Here is a 14986-nt window from a genome sequence, read left to right as displayed (position 1 = left end):
CCGGGCCTCCTTCAGCGCCAGACTTTCCCAACAGATTCAACGACCTGCGAAATCCGTTCGGGAGTATTCAGAATTCCTCGTGAATGGGAATGCAACCAATTGTTATGCAAGGAATTTTCTAATATTTAGCTAAGATTGTTCTGACTCGTGCCGATGGATTTTGTAGGACACAGGGAGCAATCTGGAAATGAGAAACAATCAGCCCGTTACACAACGTGAAGTGGCTTTAGGGTCAAACCAGAAACTCATCTCCACCACCGATGCCCATGGCGTCATCAGCTACTGCAACGATGCCTTCGTCGACATCAGCGGTTTCGACCGCGACGACCTGATCGGCGCTCCACAGAACATTGTCCGTCACCCCGATGTCCCCCCCGCGGTATTTGCCCATATGTGGGCGGCGCTGAAACAGGGCCAGCCGTGGATGGGCATCGTCAAGAACCGCTCGAGAAATGGCGACCATTACTGGGTCAACGCCTACGTCACGCCGATTTTCGAGGGCAGCCGGATCGTCGGCTACGAATCGGTCCGGGTCAAACCCAGCACCGAACAGATCCGCCGCGCGCAAGGCCTCTACCAGCGTCTCAACCGCAAGCAGCCGGCCATCCCCCGTCGGCATCGCTGGCAACCGGCCCTGCTGGGCTGGACGCCGTTCCTGGCCACGGGCCTGGCCGGTGGCCTGAGCGGACTCTGGCTGGCGCCGCCTTTGGCGCTGGCGGTGGCCGCCGGGCTCTCCGTGCCCCTGGCGCTGCTGGCGATGCAGCGCCAGGGCAATGCCGCCCGGCGCCTGCTGCAACTGGCCGACTCGTCCACCTGCGACCCCTTGATCGCGCAGATGTACAGCGACGCCCACGGCCCCCAGGCATGCCTGGAAACCGCCTTCGTCAGCCAGGACGCGCGGCTGCAAACCTGCCTTACCCGCCTGCAGGACAGCGCCGAACAGCTCAATGCCCTGGCCAGCCGCTCCGATACCCTGGCCAGCGACAGCTCCCGTGGCCTGGACCGCCAGCGGGTGGAAACCGAGCAGGTGTCCGCCGCGGTCAACCAGATGGCCGCCACCACCCAGGAAGTGGCCAGCCATGTGCAGCGCACCGCCGACGCCACCCAGGAAGCCAACCAGTTGACCGGGCGTGGGCGCGAAGTGGCCCGCGATACCCGTGAAGCCATCGAACGCCTGTCGCAGGTGGTCGGCGAAACCGGGCAGAACGTGGCGCAACTGGCCAGGGACAGCGACGAGATCGGCACCGTGGTCGATGTGATCAAAAGCATCGCCGACCAGACCAACCTGCTGGCGCTCAACGCCGCCATCGAAGCAGCCCGCGCCGGTGACATGGGCCGCGGTTTCGCGGTGGTGGCCGACGAGGTGCGCCAGCTGGCCCAGCGCACCGCACAATCCACCCAGCAGATCCATGAACTGATCACCCAGTTGCAGAGTTCCTCGCAAAACGCCGTGCAGAGCATGGAAAGCGGCCAGCGCCAGGCCGAGGAAGGCGTGGCCCGGGTACTGGAGGCGGACCAGGCGCTGCTGGGCATCAGCGAGGCGGTGGCCAACATCACCGAGATGACCACCCAGATCGCCGCGGCCACCGAGGAGCAGAGCGCGGTCGCCGAGGAAATCAGCCGCAATATCAGCACCATCGCGCAACTGGCCGACCAGACCTCGGAGCAGGCCCATCACTCGGCCGAACTGAGCAAGGAACTGACCCGCACCGCCACCACCCAGTACTCGCTGGTGGAGCGTTTCAACCGCTAGGTTCGGGGTGTACGGGTTTATCGCGAGCAAGCTCGCTCCTACAAGTAATGCGCAAACCCTGTAGGAGCGAGCTTGCTCGCGAAAAACGTCAACGATAACGCGTATTGCCCGGTTTAACGCGGTGTGCTGGAGCTCTTCGTCGGAACGCCGCCCGGAGACAAGCTCGCGCTTACAAAAGGCCTTAACTGATCGGCATTACGCCAATGCGCGGGCTTTTTTATTCTTCGTGGGCCGTCTCAGTCGGCCGCCAACTGCTGCCGGTACTCCTTCACGTAACCGTTGGCCAACTGGTCCTTCTGTTTGTCGTCGAGGATCTTGCCGGCCATCTGGAAGAACTTCTGTTCTTCTTCCTCCAGGTGGTGATGCACGTTGTCCACCAGCCTCTTCGCCGTGGCCAGCCAGGCCGGGCTGGACATCTCGGTGTCGTCCAATGCCTCCATCAGCTCGTCCATCGCGTGGTGCTCGGCAATCGCGTGCCGGCTCAGGTCGACGCCGTTGTCGTGCTCCATCAACGGCAGGTAGAAGAAGCGTTCCTCCGCCGTCTCGTGGGCCTGTACTTCGGCCTTGAGCTGGGCGTAGGCCGCGCTGCGTTCGGGGCTGTCCCCCGAGGTGCGCATCAGTTCGGCAGCGTAGCCGCGCTGGCGTTCATGGCTCTCACGCAGGGCTTCGAATATGTTCACGGGCACATCTCCACGGCAGGCTTGTCTTGACTAGACACTGGCCGTTCGACGGCAGTTCAACCGCAGATAATGGCCGTCCCCCCTCTGTAGGAGCAGCCGGTCGACGCTCGATTGCTCGCGATGACGGACTGGCGTTCGACGCGAAAACCAGAGGGTCCGTGCCGACCTCTCGCCAGCAAGCTGGCTCCTACAGGCGGATGGGGGCCAGGCGTTACTGCTCCTCGGTCTTCTGCTCCTGGCAGTCCTTGAGCAGTTGCTGTTCCTTGGCGGTGTGGTCGGCTTCCAGGAAGCTCAACAGGCCGCTGTCGCCCTGGGTGTGCCAGCGGTAGCTGTTCTGCTCGTCGTCGGCGACATACAGCGCGCCGGAGGCTGCACGGGCGATATGCATCGGTATCAGCTGGCCCTTGTAATACAGGGTGGCGAACGAGGCGCCGTTATCGATGTTCAGGTACGCCGCCTGCACCTCTACCCCACCCTCGCAGCGGTAGCTGGCCAGGCTGCTCTGGTACGCCGGCAGTTCCGGCTCGGCCGGGGTCGTCGCGGCCTGGGCGAACAACGGCGCCAGCAGCAAGGTGGTTCCCAGAATCGTTGCAATCTTCAATGTACAGCTCCTTGTTCAGTGCACTTTCATGACAGGCCCCTTTACGACGAAGCAGGCCCCCATAAGTTCAGGCCGGGGTGTCTCAAGGCATTCGCAATTTGCGACAGCTTGTATCCGCAGCCCTTCCGTCACATCAAATAAACCCTATTAAAATCATATAGTTAATCGAAATTAAAAACTGGCACAGCGGTTGCGAAAGCCCTCGCCTCACGCATAACAAGAGGTTCTGTCATGGCTATTGCAACCCTGCTCCCCGCCACCACCGCCTTTATCCAGCGCGCCCCGCGCATGCTGATCGGCGCCGAATGGGTCGAGGCCGCCGACGGCCAGACCATGCCGCTGCACAACCCGGCCACCGGCGAGCAACTGTGCGTGGTGCCGCGGGCCACGGTGGACGATGTCGACCGCGCGGTGCTGGCTGCGCGCCAGGCCTTCGACGATTCGCCCTGGAGCCGCACCCGCCCGCGGGAACGGCAGAACCTGCTGTGGAAACTCGCCGACCTGATGCAGCGCGACGCCGAGCTGCTGGCGCAACTGGAGTGCCTGAACAACGGCAAGAGCGCCGCGGTGGCCCAGGTCATGGACGTGCAACTGGCCATCGATTTTTTGCGCTACATGGCCGGCTGGGCGACCAAGATCGAAGGCAGCAGCGTCGAGGTCTCCGTACCGCTGATGCCCGACCAGCAGTTCCACAGTTTCATCCGCCGCGAAGCGGTGGGCGTGGTCGGCGCCATCGTCGCCTGGAACTTCCCGCTGCTGCTGGCCTGCTGGAAGCTCGGCCCGGCCCTGGCCACCGGCTGCACCGTGGTGCTCAAGCCGGCCGACGAAACCCCGCTGACCGCGTTGAAACTCGCCGAGCTGGTGCAGGAAGCCGGCTACCCCGACGGCGTGTTCAACGTGGTCACCGGCACCGGCATCACCGCGGGCGCCGCCCTGACCCACAACCCACGGGTGGACAAGCTGACCTTCACCGGCTCCACCGCGGTGGGCAAGGAAATCGGCAAGATCGCCATGGATTCCATGACCCGGGTCACCCTGGAACTGGGCGGCAAGTCGCCGACCATTGTCATGGCCGATGCCGACCTGGGCAGCGCCGCGGCCGGCGCCGCCAGCGCGATCTTCTTCAACCAGGGCCAGGTCTGCTGCGCCGGCTCCAGGCTGTATGTGCAGCGCAAGCACTTCGACAATGTGGTGGCCGATATCGCCGGCATTGCCAACGCCATGAAACTCGGCAGCGGCCTGGACGCCAGCGTCGACATGGGCCCGCTGATCTCCGCCCGGCAGCAGGAGCGAGTCTGGCGCTATATCGAGATGGGCCGGGACAGCGGCGCCACTATCGCCTGCGGCGGCGAGCGGTTCGGCCCCGGCTATTTCGTCAAGCCGACGGTAATCGTCGACGTCGACCAGCAGCACTCGCTGGTGCAGGAAGAGATCTTCGGCCCGGTGCTGGTGGCCATTCCTTTCGACGACGAGGCCGATGCCCTGCGCATGGCCAACGACAGCCCCTACGGCCTGGGCGCGAGCATCTGGTCCAACGACCTGGCGGCGGTGCACCGGATGATCCCGCGGATCAAGTCCGGCTCGGTCTGGGTCAACTGCCACAGCGCCCTCGACCCGGCGCTGCCGTTCGGTGGCTACAAGATGTCCGGCGTGGGCCGGGAAATGGGTTACGCGGCGATCGAGCATTACACCGAGCTGAAATCGGTGCTGATCAAGCTCTGACGACCCGCGATAGCCCATAGCGCAAGCGCTCCTCAACGGCGGCGCCGGGGTCTGTCCGGCGTCTCCCGACGACTGGTTCAGGGTCGCCGACCCGCTGCCCAGCCTGCGCCCCGAACGGCTGCTACGCTCAGCCCGAGCCGGCTCGACAGTTGCCCTGCGAACCTGGCTCACCCACCTTCAACCCACACCTCATCACCACCGAAAACCCGAGGGAAGCATCATGGGATCAAATGGATATGATCACGACGGGGTCCAATGCGGATGCCACAACCCCATCTGGAACGCTCTGAAGGACACACTCGACCCGGCCAGCCATACCGCCAGCCAGCCACAGGACGCCAATGAGCTGGCCAAGGAACCGGCCGGCGAGTCCATCATCTTTACCAACGGCACCATCTACCCCTTGCGCGACGGCAACATGGACGAACGGGTCGAGGCCCTGGGCATCCACGCCGGCGACGTGGTCGCATCCGGCACCCTGGCCGCCGTCGAAGCCCGCATGAACACCCTGGGCATCACCTACAAAAAGCAGTCGTTGAACGGCAAGACCCTGTTGCCCGGCCTGATTGAACCCCACGCCCATATCGTGCAGAGCTGTGCCATGGAAGGCTGGCTGAACCTGGGGGCCATCGATACCGACAACCCCGATGAGCACAAGAACCAGCGGCTACGGCCCACCTATGACTGGCTCTGGTTGAAAAGCACCATCCAGGCCAACCTGCCCAAGGACAACTCGACCTGGATCCTCGGCCATCAGGTCGATCCGGCGCTGATGCCCTTCCAGGTCGTACCCCACGGCCTGAACAGACTCATCACCTTCCACTGCGGCCCCGGCGACGACATCGGCAACCTGGACACCATCGACAAGCAGCATCCGATGCTGCTGATCAGCGCGTCCATGCACACCGCCTACCTGAACACCGCGGCCAGCGATGCGGTGTTCAAGAAGACCGGCGTCAGGGCCGACAACGGTGTCCTGCAGGAAGCCCAGGTGCTGGCCGCCATCAAGAGCATTCCCCTCAGGCAGCAGCTGGAAATACTCAATATCTTCAAGCACCTCGAAGACTACTTCGACAAGGCGTCGCGCCGCGGGATCACCCTGCTCTACGACGCGATGATGGACCCCCAGTCGAAGCGGGTACTGGGCGCCTACTTCCTGACCCGCCCCAGGAAGCTGCGGATCGGTTATGCCGCCGCCTGCGATGGCACGCCCGAGGCCATCGGCAAGCTGCCGCGCTACCAGCCGGTCAGCCGGGAACAGGCCAAGCGCTTCTACCAGGGCTCGGTCAAGCTGGTGTCGGACGGTTCCAACCAGGGGCTGACGGGCTACCAGGCCACGCGCTACTGCTGCGAGGCGACGCGGCCGGTGGGCAACTTCAACTTCTGCGACCAGGACCACACCCCGGTGACCCCACCCGATGCCTACAAGACCGTGGTGCGCAATGCCGTCGAAACCGGCTGGCCGCTGATGATCCACGCCAACGGCGACCGGGCCATCGAGTTCACCCTGCAAGCCTACGAGGCGGCCTTGCAGGGCGGCAGCGCCCTGGAAAAACGCCACCGCATCGAGCACTGCTCGCTGCTGACCGCGGGCACCCTGCAGACCCTGCAGCGCCTGGGCCTGTCGCCAAGCTTCCTGATCGGTCATGTCGGCTACTGGGGCTACGCCTTCAAACAGGCGATCTTCGAAGGCAAGGCCGAACAGATGCTCGACCTGTGCCAGTCGGCCCTGGACCACAACCTGAGAATGACCCTGCACAGCGACTGTTCGGTAACGCCGTTGGGGCCACTGCGTTCCATGGAGCAGGCGGTGACCCGCAAGATGGAAGGCATTCGCGATGCCCAGGGGCGGTTCGTCCACGACCCAAGGCTGCAACCGATCCTCAATGAAGCCGAGTGCCTGACGCGCAAGCAGGCCTTGAAAGCCATCACCTATGACGCGGCCTGGCAGTGCCACGCCGAGGGCTGGACCGGGTCCCTGCAGGACGGTTATTTCGCGGACCTGGTGATTCTCGAGCAGGATCCCCTCGACGAGAAAGTGCCGGCCACCAGCATCAGGGACATCAAGGTCTGTGAAACCTGGAAAGGCGGCCACCGGGTGTACGTCAATCCCGATCGCTGATCGTCAGCTGTCGCAAGCCGGGCGGCGGGGTTTGGATGGCCGCTGCGCGGATCGCGAGCAAGCCTCGCTCCTACGGAAGATGAGAGCCCCTGTAGGAGCGAGGCTTGCCCGCGATCATTCGCCCAGGCGCCACACATCCGACGATCGATCGCGGGTGCCTTTGCGGCGGCTGCGCCGCCGATCGCAGCCTGCGGCAGCGGCTACAAAAGCCGCCACCGTCGCCTCAAGGCTGGTATCCCTGCCCCAGCAACCAGCCGCGCACGGCCTTGTCCTGCTCCGCGCTCAGACCCGCCAGCAGCTGTTGCGCCGGCTCGTTGGGCAAGCGGCGCAACAGCGGCGCCAGCTCCACCCCTTGCACATGCCAGATGCCCAGCGGCTGGTCCGGGGTGATCACCACCTCGGCTTCGTCCACCAGGCCGTCGCGCAATACCGGGGCGCGCTCGATGCGCAGGGCGGAAAAGTCCGCGACGCGATGCGCCGGCTCGCGGTCCGGCCATTGCCGGCGCACCTGCCAGAACGGCTGTTCGGCCCAGCGCTGCTCGTCGGCGTAGAAATCGCGGCCGATGCGGGCAAAACGCAGGAACAATTGCTCCACCCGCTGGGCATGGAAGCGCTGCGCCAGCGCCGCCCGTTCGGGCCGTTGCAGCAGCGTGTTGATCACCGCCGGCGCCTGCAACGCCGAGGACAGCGACTGGAAGATCCCGTTGCCCGACAGCGGGTCCACGGCCATGGCCGCATCGCCCACGCGAATCCAGTTGGCGCCACACACCTGCGGGCAGAGGATCGCCGTGCTACTGCGTGCGTGCAGCTGCACATCGTGCTGCGGCCCGTCAGCGAAAAACGCCCGCGCCAGGGCCGAAGCCTGGCGTCGCTGGCGGCAGTAATCCAGCAACTGCGCCTTGCCCGGCAGCGCGGCGCTGGCCACGTCCACCGTCAGTTGCCAGTAACACTGGCCGTCGGCCTGGCGCGCCATCCAGGCCCAGCCATCCTCCAGGCTGTGCACGGCGCTGGCGGTGCTGCCCGGCGCGCCCTGCCAGCGGTTGAGCAGGCTGAGCGTCTCCGGGCCCCGCAGGCCTTTGCCCAGTTCTTTACTCAATGCAGGCGCCTGGCGCCCGCGGGCCTCCACCAGAAAGTCCGCGAAACGCTCGGCCTGCCCCTCGATCCGCAGCCGATGCCCGCTCGCCGTCGACTGCACCTCCAGCACCCGGCCCTCGATCAGCTCGACCCCGGCCTCGCGCAAATCCTCACGCAGGCCGCGATCGAAACGCGGGCGATCCAGCAGGTATTCGACGTTCTGCCCATGGCTCTGGCCGTTCCACGCCACCTGACGCTGGGACGCCTGCAACGCCGCCTCCAGCCCACGCCCAAGGCCGGCGCCACGCAGGGCTTCGAGCACTCGCAGCGACACCCCTTCGAGCGCCGGGAAACGCCGCCACTCGCTGACCAGCGCCACCTCATAGCCCAGGCGGCGCAAGCCCAGGGCCACCGCAGCCCCCGCCGGGCCGGCGCCGAGCACCAGGATCGGCCTCATGTCCAGCCGCGCCGTTCGGGGCCGTGATAGCGGGCGTGGGTCCGCAGCCACTGGACCACCTGCAGGTTGTCGGCGTCGCGGTGTTCGCCGAGGTAGCGGGCGATATGCCCGCTCAATGCCGCGCAGCCCAGGCTGGCGCCGGACTGGCCGGGGTGGCTGCCCTGCACACAGGCGGCGAAGTCGGCCTGCTGGCTGTCGAGCCACGACCATTCGCCGGGGGTGCAACGGGCATCGCCGGTGACCCGCAGCACCCCCGGGTAACGGGCCGGGTACACCCCCTCGCCCTGGGCCGGCGTCGAGGCGCACAACAGCACGCCACGGGCCAGGGCGGCCGCGCAGGCTTCGCGCAACAGGCGGCGGTCCTGGCGCAGCCCCAGGCTGAGGTTGACCAGCCGCACCTGCTGGCTCACCAGCCAGTCCAGGGCGCTGGCGATCTGCAGCGCACTGGTCACCCCGCGCTGGTCGAACACCTGGGCCACACAGAAACGCGCCTGGGGCGCCCGCGCGCTGATCGCCTCGATGATCGCGCTGCCGTGGCCGAGGGGGTCTTCGCGCAAGTCGCCCTCACCGACCCCGTCTTCCACCAGGTAGAAGCGCCGCCCGGCCACCACCTGCGGGCGTTGCACGGCCGTATGCCCGCTGTCGACCACGCCGATCCGCAGCTCAGGCTTCATGGGGCACCTTCACGGAGTGCAACACGCCGTCCACCAGCTCGAAACGCAAGTCGGCGTCGGCCAGGGTCGACGGCCGATGGCTGATCAGGATCCGCGTGCGCCCGGCGAACAGCCGGTCGATGGCCTCGATCACTTCGCGCTCGGTGCTTTCGTCCACCGCCGAGGTGGCTTCGTCCAGCACCAGGATCAACGGGTCCTGGAGCAGCGCGCGGGCAATCGCGATCCGTTGTTTCTGCCCGCCGGACAGCTGCTGGCCGCGCTCGCCCAACGGGCTGTCCAGGCCCTCGGGCAGCGATTCGATCAGGCTGTCCAGTTGCGCCAGCCGCGCCACCTCGGCCACCGCCGCGCGCGGTGCGTCGGGCACGCTGTAGGCCAGGTTGTCGGCCAGGCTGCCGCGGAACAGCACGATGTCCTGGCTGACCACGGCGATGCGCCGGCGCAGCTCGAACAGGTCGAGCTGGCGCAGGTCGATACCGTCCAGCAGCACCTGCCCGGACTGCGGGTCGTGGTGGCGTTGCAGCAGGTCGATCAGGGTCGATTTGCCGACCCCGGAACCGCCACCCAGGGCCACCTTCAGGCCATAGGGAATGCGTGCCTCGATGCCGCGCAGGGTGCTCGGCCGCCCCGGGTGGCTGAAGTGCAGATCACGAAAATACAGCTCGCCGCCGCTGGGCATCGGCAACGGTTGCGCCGGCGTGGTCACGCTCGGTTGCTCGCCGCGCAGCTCCATGACCCGGCCCAGGCTGACGCTCATGCGCTGGATCGCCACGTACAGCCCCAGCAGGCTCTGCACCGGCCCCACGGCCATGCCCAGGTAAGTGGAAAAGGCAATCAGCGCGCCCAGCTGCCAGGTGCCCTGCACCACCCAATAGCCGCCGATCAGGAACGCACAGGCCCGCGACAGCGAAGTCAGGGTGCCGGGCACCGCCTGGGTGAAGAACTCGCTGACCTGCAGGCGCAGCAACTGGCTCATGTAGCCCTGCCCCAACTGCTCCAGGCGCCGGGCTTCGCGCTGCTGCTGGCCGGCGCCCTGGATGAACTTCATCACCGGAAGGGTCTCGACCATGAACGACGACATGTCCGCCGAACGCTCGCGCAATTGCCGCACATCGCGCTCGACCTTGCGCCGCATCCAGCGCAGCCAGAGCACGTCCAGCGGAATCAGCAGCAGCGCCAGCAGCGACAGCTGCCAGGACAGGGTCACCAGCAGCGCCAGGGCCACCACCAGGCCGATCACGCTGGACACCGCGGAGAACAGCGAATCGACGGCAAAACGCTGGATCTCCGCGACGTCGCCATCGAGCCGCGACATCAGGTCGCCGATCCGCCGCTGGCCGTAGAAGCCCGGCGACAGGCGCTGCAAATGCCGGTACAGGTCGTCGCGCAGGGCGAACAGGATCCGCCCCGACAGGCGCGTGTGCAGGTAGCGGTTGATGCCCGACAGCGCGGTGCCCAGCAGCCCGGCGAGAATCATCAGCCCGGCGATCCACGCCAGCCTCGGGAAATTGCGCGCCAGCAGGCCATCGTCGATCAGCAGCTTGGTCAGCCACGGCTGCACCAGCACCAGCAACGAGGCGCAGACCGACAGCGCCAGCAACCCGGCGATGGCCAGGCGCTGCGGGCGGACAAACCCGTACAGCCAGCGCAAGGCGGCTTGCAGGGCCGCGGGGTCGGGGCTGTCCACCAGCCGGCTGAGCAGGCGCGCCATCAGCTGCGCAACTGCTTGAGCTTGCGGTACAGGGTCGCGCGACTGATGCCCAGGGCATCGGCGGCGGCGGAGACATTGCCCTGGTGGCTGTCCAGCGCCTGGCGGATCAGCTCCAGCTGGTTCTCGCGGATGCTGCCGCTGGCCGGGCGTTCGCTGGCGTTGAGATCGTCAAGCATGCTGTCGGGCAGGTGCTCCAGGCCCAGGACCACGTCGCCCGCCTCGCGCATGGCCAGGGCGGTGCGCAGGACCATCTCCAACTGGCGAATGTTGCCCGGCCAGTGATAGCCGGCCAGCAACTGGCGCAGGTCCTCGGCCAGGGCCGCGCCGGGGCTGCCGAGCTTGGCCAGCAGGACCTCCAGCAACGCGTCGAAGTCCTCGCGCTCGCGCAGCGCCGGGAGCATCACGCTGATGCCGTTGACCCGGTAGAACAGGTCCTCGCGAAACTGCTTGTCGGCCACCTGCTGCTTGAGGTCGCGGTGGGTGGCGCAGATCAGCGCCACATCGATGTCCTGTTCTTCGCCGGCGCCCAGCGGCGCTACCTTGCGGTCCTGCAGCACCCGCAACAGGCGCGCCTGCAAGGCCAGCGGCATATCGCCGATTTCATCGAGGAACAGCGTGCCGCCATGGGCCTGTTGCAGGCGGCCGATCATGCCGCCACGGCGCGAACCGGTGAAGGCGCCCTCGCGATAACCGAACAGCTCCGACTCGATCAGGCCCTCGGGGATCGCCGCGCAGTTCACCGCGATAAAGGGCTTGTCGGCGCGACTGCCCGCCATGTGCAGAGCGCGGGCGATGACCTCCTTGCCGGTGCCGGTTTCCCCCAGCAGCAACACCGGCAAGGCATTGGCCAGGCCCTGCCGGGCCATGCGCAAGGCCCGGGCATAACGGCTGTTGCTGCCGGCCAGGGTGTCGAGTTGCGGGTCGGGCTGCGCCTGGCTGGGGGCGCTTTTCGACGTGCCGCGCGGCACGCTGCTGACATTGATCGAGCGTTGCGGGGCGCGCAGGGTCTTGTAGAAAAATTCGCCCTTGGCGGTCTGCAGGCTGCCGATGCCGCCCTGTTGCAAACGGCCGAGCAGTTGCACGCCATCCACGCCGAGAAACTCTTCGCAACGTCGCCCCACCAGTGCCGAACGCTCGGCGCGCAACAACTGGCAGGCCTGGGCGCTGACCGCCAGGATCTGCCCGCCGAGACTGACCGCGAGCAAGCCTTGCCACGGCGATTCGAGATACTGCCGACGACTGTGGAACGCCAGGACAATCTGCTCGGGAAAGCTGTTGTTGAACACCCGGCTCTCGATCTGGCTGACCGCCATGCTCAGCAGCGCGGTGCTGTCGTGGATACGGCCCAGCGGGCCTTCGCGGGTCAGGTCGAGCACGCCGAGGATCTCGCCCTGGGGGCAGTGAATGGGCACCGAGGTGCAGGAAAAAGGGCTCAGGCGGTCCAGGTAATGTTCGCCGCAGTCGATCAGGGTGGTGCGCGCTTCCACCAGCGCCGTGCCCAGGGCATTGGTGCCACGGGTGGCTTCGCTCCAGCAGGCGCCGAGGGTGATGTCCTGCACGCCGCTGCCCTTGAGCCGGTCGGCCCGGCCTTCGACCGCAAGAATGGTGGCGTCGGCATTGGCCAGGATAATCAGGCCGTCCTTGCCCTGGCGCTCGGCCAGGTAGTCGATGGCGGGTATTGCCGCGTCGAGCAGCAGGCGATTGCTCGCCAGCAGCACCTCGAGGCTGGCGCCGGACTCCAGGGTCAGCTCCGGCTGGCCATTGAAGTGCACGCCATGGCTGAGGCTGCGCCGCCATGACGCATCGATTTCCGCACGCAATACGCCATCGGGGACTGCGCCTTCCAGATGGAGTTTTCTGCGGGCCAGCCCGGCTTGGTGCTGCAGCTCGCCGGTTGTTGTTTTTATAAGAGTCATCAAGCGCTCCGAATCGGTCCGCCCGGCACCTCCCCGGTCCATTCCCTTGGGTTGCGAGGGGCACGCAAGCCATGGGCAATGTCTACACCCGGTTCAGAAGGCAGTAAAGGGAAGTTTGGCCCGCGGCCAGCCCTGCCATTCACAGAAGCAAAACCTGCGCCACGGGAAAAACCGCGCCAGAGCATCTTGACGTTAACGTAAAGCGGATGGCAAGAGCCGCATGGCGCAAAGAAGACGCCCGCGTTATCGCCCATCGCGGGCCATCGAGCACCGCCCTGCCGCCCTACGGATGCTGCTGTTTCCGTAGGAGCGAGGCTTGCCCGCAAAGCGATCTCACAACCACAGCAATCAGCACTGCCAGGCCGAGGCTACAGATGCATTCGCCGAGACAGGCGCACTTGTACGGGCCACTGCCACTTTGTTTTGCAGGCAGGCAGGCAGGCCGAAATACACACGATTTATGGGTGCCAACCTACAACTTTGCCAATCACCCATAGGAGAGCAGCAAAGCCCAGAAGCCCGATAACGCTCCACTGCAACACGGCCAGCTTTCGTTTAAATGGCAGGGGAAAATTGTTCAAATCCTCGGCACTCAACTCCCCCCTTTTGAGATAAAAACCGGGAAACGTCACGATCCCGGAGATCCCCCCAATCAGCAACAGCTTCCCCCAGGGACCGCCGTGTTTTAACGGAGCGCGGGCCATGATGGCGGAACAGTTTTTCAGATGGTCCAAGAGCTCATCCATTTTCGTATAGGCCATGTGCAACGCGACACCAATCCAGACAAGTGTGCCGAGAATCACGACGCCACCCAGATACCCGAAAGCAATCTCAGGGGTACTCATTTGTGGCTCTCGTAAATAACCTCAAACAACACCCAGCTTGACCACCGCCGCAAGGCCCGTCATGACCACTATCAGCGCTAGCGCACTCCACTGCAGCACGACCAACTTGCGCTTAAGCGCCGCAGGAAAACCCAGCAAGTCCTCGGCACTGACCCAGCCACGCTTAAGGTAAAAATGGGGGAAGGTTACAAAACCGGAAATGCTCCCGACCAGAATCAGTTTCCCCCATGGGCCACCGTGCCTGAGCGTGGTCAGCGTGCTGAGCACAGCACTGTTTTTCAGATGATCCAACATCAAGTCCATCTTGGTGTAGGCCATGTGCAAGCAGATACCAAGCACAATAAATATCCCTGCAAAATCGACGAGTCCGACCACCAGAAATATTTTGTCTGCCGTATTCAGGCTCATTTGACCGCCTCATAAATTTTCTCGGCCATTGCTTCCCCGGCAGAGTTACCAACGACACCAGCCGTAAAAGAAGCACTTCCTACAACCACGACACCACAAGCCAACGAGGCTAAGCCAGCAGTTGGAACACCCAGTGCGACGCACAGTGTTCCGACAATAGGCGTCGTTAAAAAGGCTTCAAGGCGCAGCCACATACCCCCCTCCTCCCTGATAAACGACGCGTCCAAGCAAGCCGTTGAGCGTGTTGGCGCTATTGATAAGGCGGGGGGATGGTGCTGACCGTCATCTGTCGGCTCAAGCGGATAGAACACTTGAACAGGGTAAAAACGTGTATTTCAGGAGAGTCCTACAAGCGTGCCTGTACTTGTCTGACGCTGGAGCCGGATCAAGGTCTGAGATGGCGTATTGGTCGCCTACTCTGTTGTTACGTTCGGTCATTGAGTCGGGGCTTGCGCTCATGAAGGCGCGTCATTACTCTGCGCCGGTCGCTGCCAAATCAGCGACCGGGTGTAGGAGCCCGAGTATCACACCGTGCACGAGCGCCCAGCTTTTTCTGGGTGCTTTTTGCTGCCCTGTGTTTATGGCGGCTGTGCGCGGGCACGCTTCGGCGTGGCCGGGTCGTGTGACCGGTCTCCTACCCCGCGTACAGCTGCCACCCAGCTTGTAGGAGGGTTTGGTGGTGGCCCACCTAACACACGGAGCTACATCAATGAACGGATATATCCCGCTTCACAGCACTGCCACCGAGCATCCTGTCCTGCTGATCGATTCCAGCGCCTCGCTGGTGGACTTGCTGGCCTGCGCCGACCGGCGCGTTCGCGCCATTCACAAACTGATGAACAGCCTGTCTTGCATGACCGCGCGTACCGCGGATGAAAGTGATTTGTTCCAGATCGCCGATATCGCCTCGCTGCTGCTGAGCGATGGCGTGGCCTTGCTGGATGTGGCGCAGGGCAAGGCGATGCAAGGGCCGTCTCTAAGCGCTTGAGCCCCTTCCCGACGTCCTCTGCGACAGTCTGTTGCAGG

Annotated in this window: 12 protein-coding genes and 2 pseudogenes; 5 read left to right on the top strand and 9 right to left on the bottom strand. The window is 64.9% G+C overall.

Translation table 11 applies throughout. The annotated features are described in order from the left end of the window. Positions 1-187: 187 nt before the first annotated feature. Positions 188-454 (top strand): annotated as a pseudogene (locus AC07PQ_RS30430) (PAS domain-containing protein); the annotation flags it as partial. A 354-nt stretch (positions 455-808) separates the two neighbouring features. Continuing rightward, positions 809-1753, top strand: a pseudogene (locus tag AC07PQ_RS30425) (methyl-accepting chemotaxis protein); the annotation flags it as partial. A 236-nt stretch (positions 1754-1989) separates the two neighbouring features. On the opposite strand, the gene AC07PQ_RS30420 reads toward AC07PQ_RS30425, so the two are convergent. Both AC07PQ_RS30420 and AC07PQ_RS30415 read right to left on the bottom strand, forming a co-directional pair. Continuing rightward, positions 1990-2433 carry a hemerythrin domain-containing protein gene (locus AC07PQ_RS30420; RefSeq protein WP_493184282.1) on the bottom strand — a complete coding sequence of 148 codons (444 nt, stop codon included), beginning with the start codon at positions 2431-2433 and terminating at the stop codon, positions 1990-1992. Between the two features lie 211 nt (positions 2434-2644). Then, a complete protein-coding gene (locus AC07PQ_RS30415; protein WP_007921876.1) occupies positions 2645-3034 on the bottom strand; it encodes an MliC family protein in 390 nt (129 codons plus the stop codon). A gap of 231 nt (positions 3035-3265) precedes the next feature. On the opposite strand from AC07PQ_RS30415, the gene AC07PQ_RS30410 reads away from it, so the two are divergent. Next, positions 3266-4756 (top strand): aldehyde dehydrogenase family protein, encoded by a 1491-nt coding sequence (locus AC07PQ_RS30410; RefSeq protein WP_007921874.1) that lies wholly within the window; start codon positions 3266-3268, stop codon positions 4754-4756. A 220-nt stretch (positions 4757-4976) separates the two neighbouring features. Further along, positions 4977-6878 carry an amidohydrolase gene (locus tag AC07PQ_RS30405; protein ID WP_493184281.1) on the top strand — a complete coding sequence of 634 codons (1902 nt, stop codon included), beginning with the start codon at positions 4977-4979 and terminating at the stop codon, positions 6876-6878. Positions 6879-7101: 223 nt separating this feature from the next. Here AC07PQ_RS30405 and qhpG read toward each other — a convergent pair whose 3' ends face one another. The 7 genes from qhpG to AC07PQ_RS30370 all read right to left on the bottom strand — a co-directional run bounded on the left by qhpG (position 7102) and on the right by AC07PQ_RS30370 (position 14154). Beyond that, complete coding sequence (gene qhpG, locus AC07PQ_RS30400) at positions 7102-8409, bottom strand: flavin-dependent monooxygenase QhpG (protein ID WP_493184280.1); 1308 nt, start codon at positions 8407-8409, stop codon at positions 7102-7104. Continuing rightward, complete coding sequence (qhpE, locus tag AC07PQ_RS30395) at positions 8406-9083, bottom strand: subtilisin-like serine protease QhpE (protein WP_493184279.1); 678 nt, start codon at positions 9081-9083, stop codon at positions 8406-8408. The genes qhpG and qhpE overlap by 4 nt, the downstream gene beginning before the upstream one ends. After that, positions 9073-10791 carry an ABC transporter ATP-binding protein gene (locus AC07PQ_RS30390; RefSeq protein ID WP_493184278.1) on the bottom strand — a complete coding sequence of 573 codons (1719 nt, stop codon included), beginning with the start codon at positions 10789-10791 and terminating at the stop codon, positions 9073-9075. Before AC07PQ_RS30390 ends, qhpE begins: the two co-directional genes overlap by 11 nt. After that, entirely contained in the window at positions 10791-12707 is a 1917-nt protein-coding gene (locus AC07PQ_RS30385) for a sigma-54-dependent Fis family transcriptional regulator (protein WP_493184277.1), read from the bottom strand. Before AC07PQ_RS30385 ends, AC07PQ_RS30390 begins: the two co-directional genes overlap by 1 nt. Before the next feature lie 458 nt (positions 12708-13165). After that, positions 13166-13552: a hypothetical protein gene (locus AC07PQ_RS30380; protein WP_150052409.1), complete on the bottom strand. Its 387-nt coding sequence runs from the start codon at positions 13550-13552 to the stop codon at positions 13166-13168. Between the two features lie 21 nt (positions 13553-13573). Further along, positions 13574-13960, bottom strand: coding sequence for a hypothetical protein (locus AC07PQ_RS30375; protein WP_007928225.1), 387 nt, complete (start codon positions 13958-13960; stop codon positions 13574-13576). Next, entirely contained in the window at positions 13957-14154 is a 198-nt protein-coding gene (locus AC07PQ_RS30370) for a hypothetical protein (protein ID WP_177323800.1), read from the bottom strand. Before AC07PQ_RS30370 ends, AC07PQ_RS30375 begins: the two co-directional genes overlap by 4 nt. A 515-nt stretch (positions 14155-14669) precedes the next feature. Between AC07PQ_RS30370 and AC07PQ_RS30365 the strand changes: the two genes are divergently transcribed. Further along, the gene (locus tag AC07PQ_RS30365; RefSeq protein ID WP_007928223.1) at positions 14670-14948 is read left to right on the top strand and encodes a hypothetical protein; all 279 of its coding nucleotides are present in this window, start codon (positions 14670-14672) and stop codon (positions 14946-14948) included. Positions 14949-14986 lie beyond the last annotated feature (38 nt).

This window comes from Pseudomonas sp. GW821-FHT09E12 (assembly GCF_059416085.1).
This window is presented reverse-complemented; position numbering and strand designations above follow the sequence as displayed.

Bases quoted from the DNA above. Each gene is read 5' to 3' on its own strand.
- AC07PQ_RS30390 (WP_493184278.1), bottom strand. From the start codon at position 10,791: ATGGCGCGCCTGCTCAGCCGGCTGGTGGACAGCCCCGACCCCGCGGCC.
- AC07PQ_RS30385 (WP_493184277.1), bottom strand. From the start codon at position 12,707: ATGACTCTTATAAAAACAACAACCGGCGAGCTGCAGCACCAAGCCGGG.
- AC07PQ_RS30370 (WP_177323800.1), bottom strand. From the start codon at position 14,154: ATGTGGCTGCGCCTTGAAGCCTTTTTAACGACGCCTATTGTCGGAACA.
- AC07PQ_RS30365 (WP_007928223.1), top strand. From the start codon at position 14,670: ATGAACGGATATATCCCGCTTCACAGCACTGCCACCGAGCATCCTGTC.
- AC07PQ_RS30405 (WP_493184281.1), top strand. From the start codon at position 4,977: ATGGGATCAAATGGATATGATCACGACGGGGTCCAATGCGGATGCCAC.
- AC07PQ_RS30375 (WP_007928225.1), bottom strand. From the start codon at position 13,960: ATGAGCCTGAATACGGCAGACAAAATATTTCTGGTGGTCGGACTCGTC.
- qhpG (WP_493184280.1), bottom strand. From the start codon at position 8,409: ATGAGGCCGATCCTGGTGCTCGGCGCCGGCCCGGCGGGGGCTGCGGTG.
- AC07PQ_RS30380 (WP_150052409.1), bottom strand. From the start codon at position 13,552: ATGAGTACCCCTGAGATTGCTTTCGGGTATCTGGGTGGCGTCGTGATT.
- qhpE (WP_493184279.1), bottom strand. From the start codon at position 9,083: ATGAAGCCTGAGCTGCGGATCGGCGTGGTCGACAGCGGGCATACGGCC.
- AC07PQ_RS30410 (WP_007921874.1), top strand. From the start codon at position 3,266: ATGGCTATTGCAACCCTGCTCCCCGCCACCACCGCCTTTATCCAGCGC.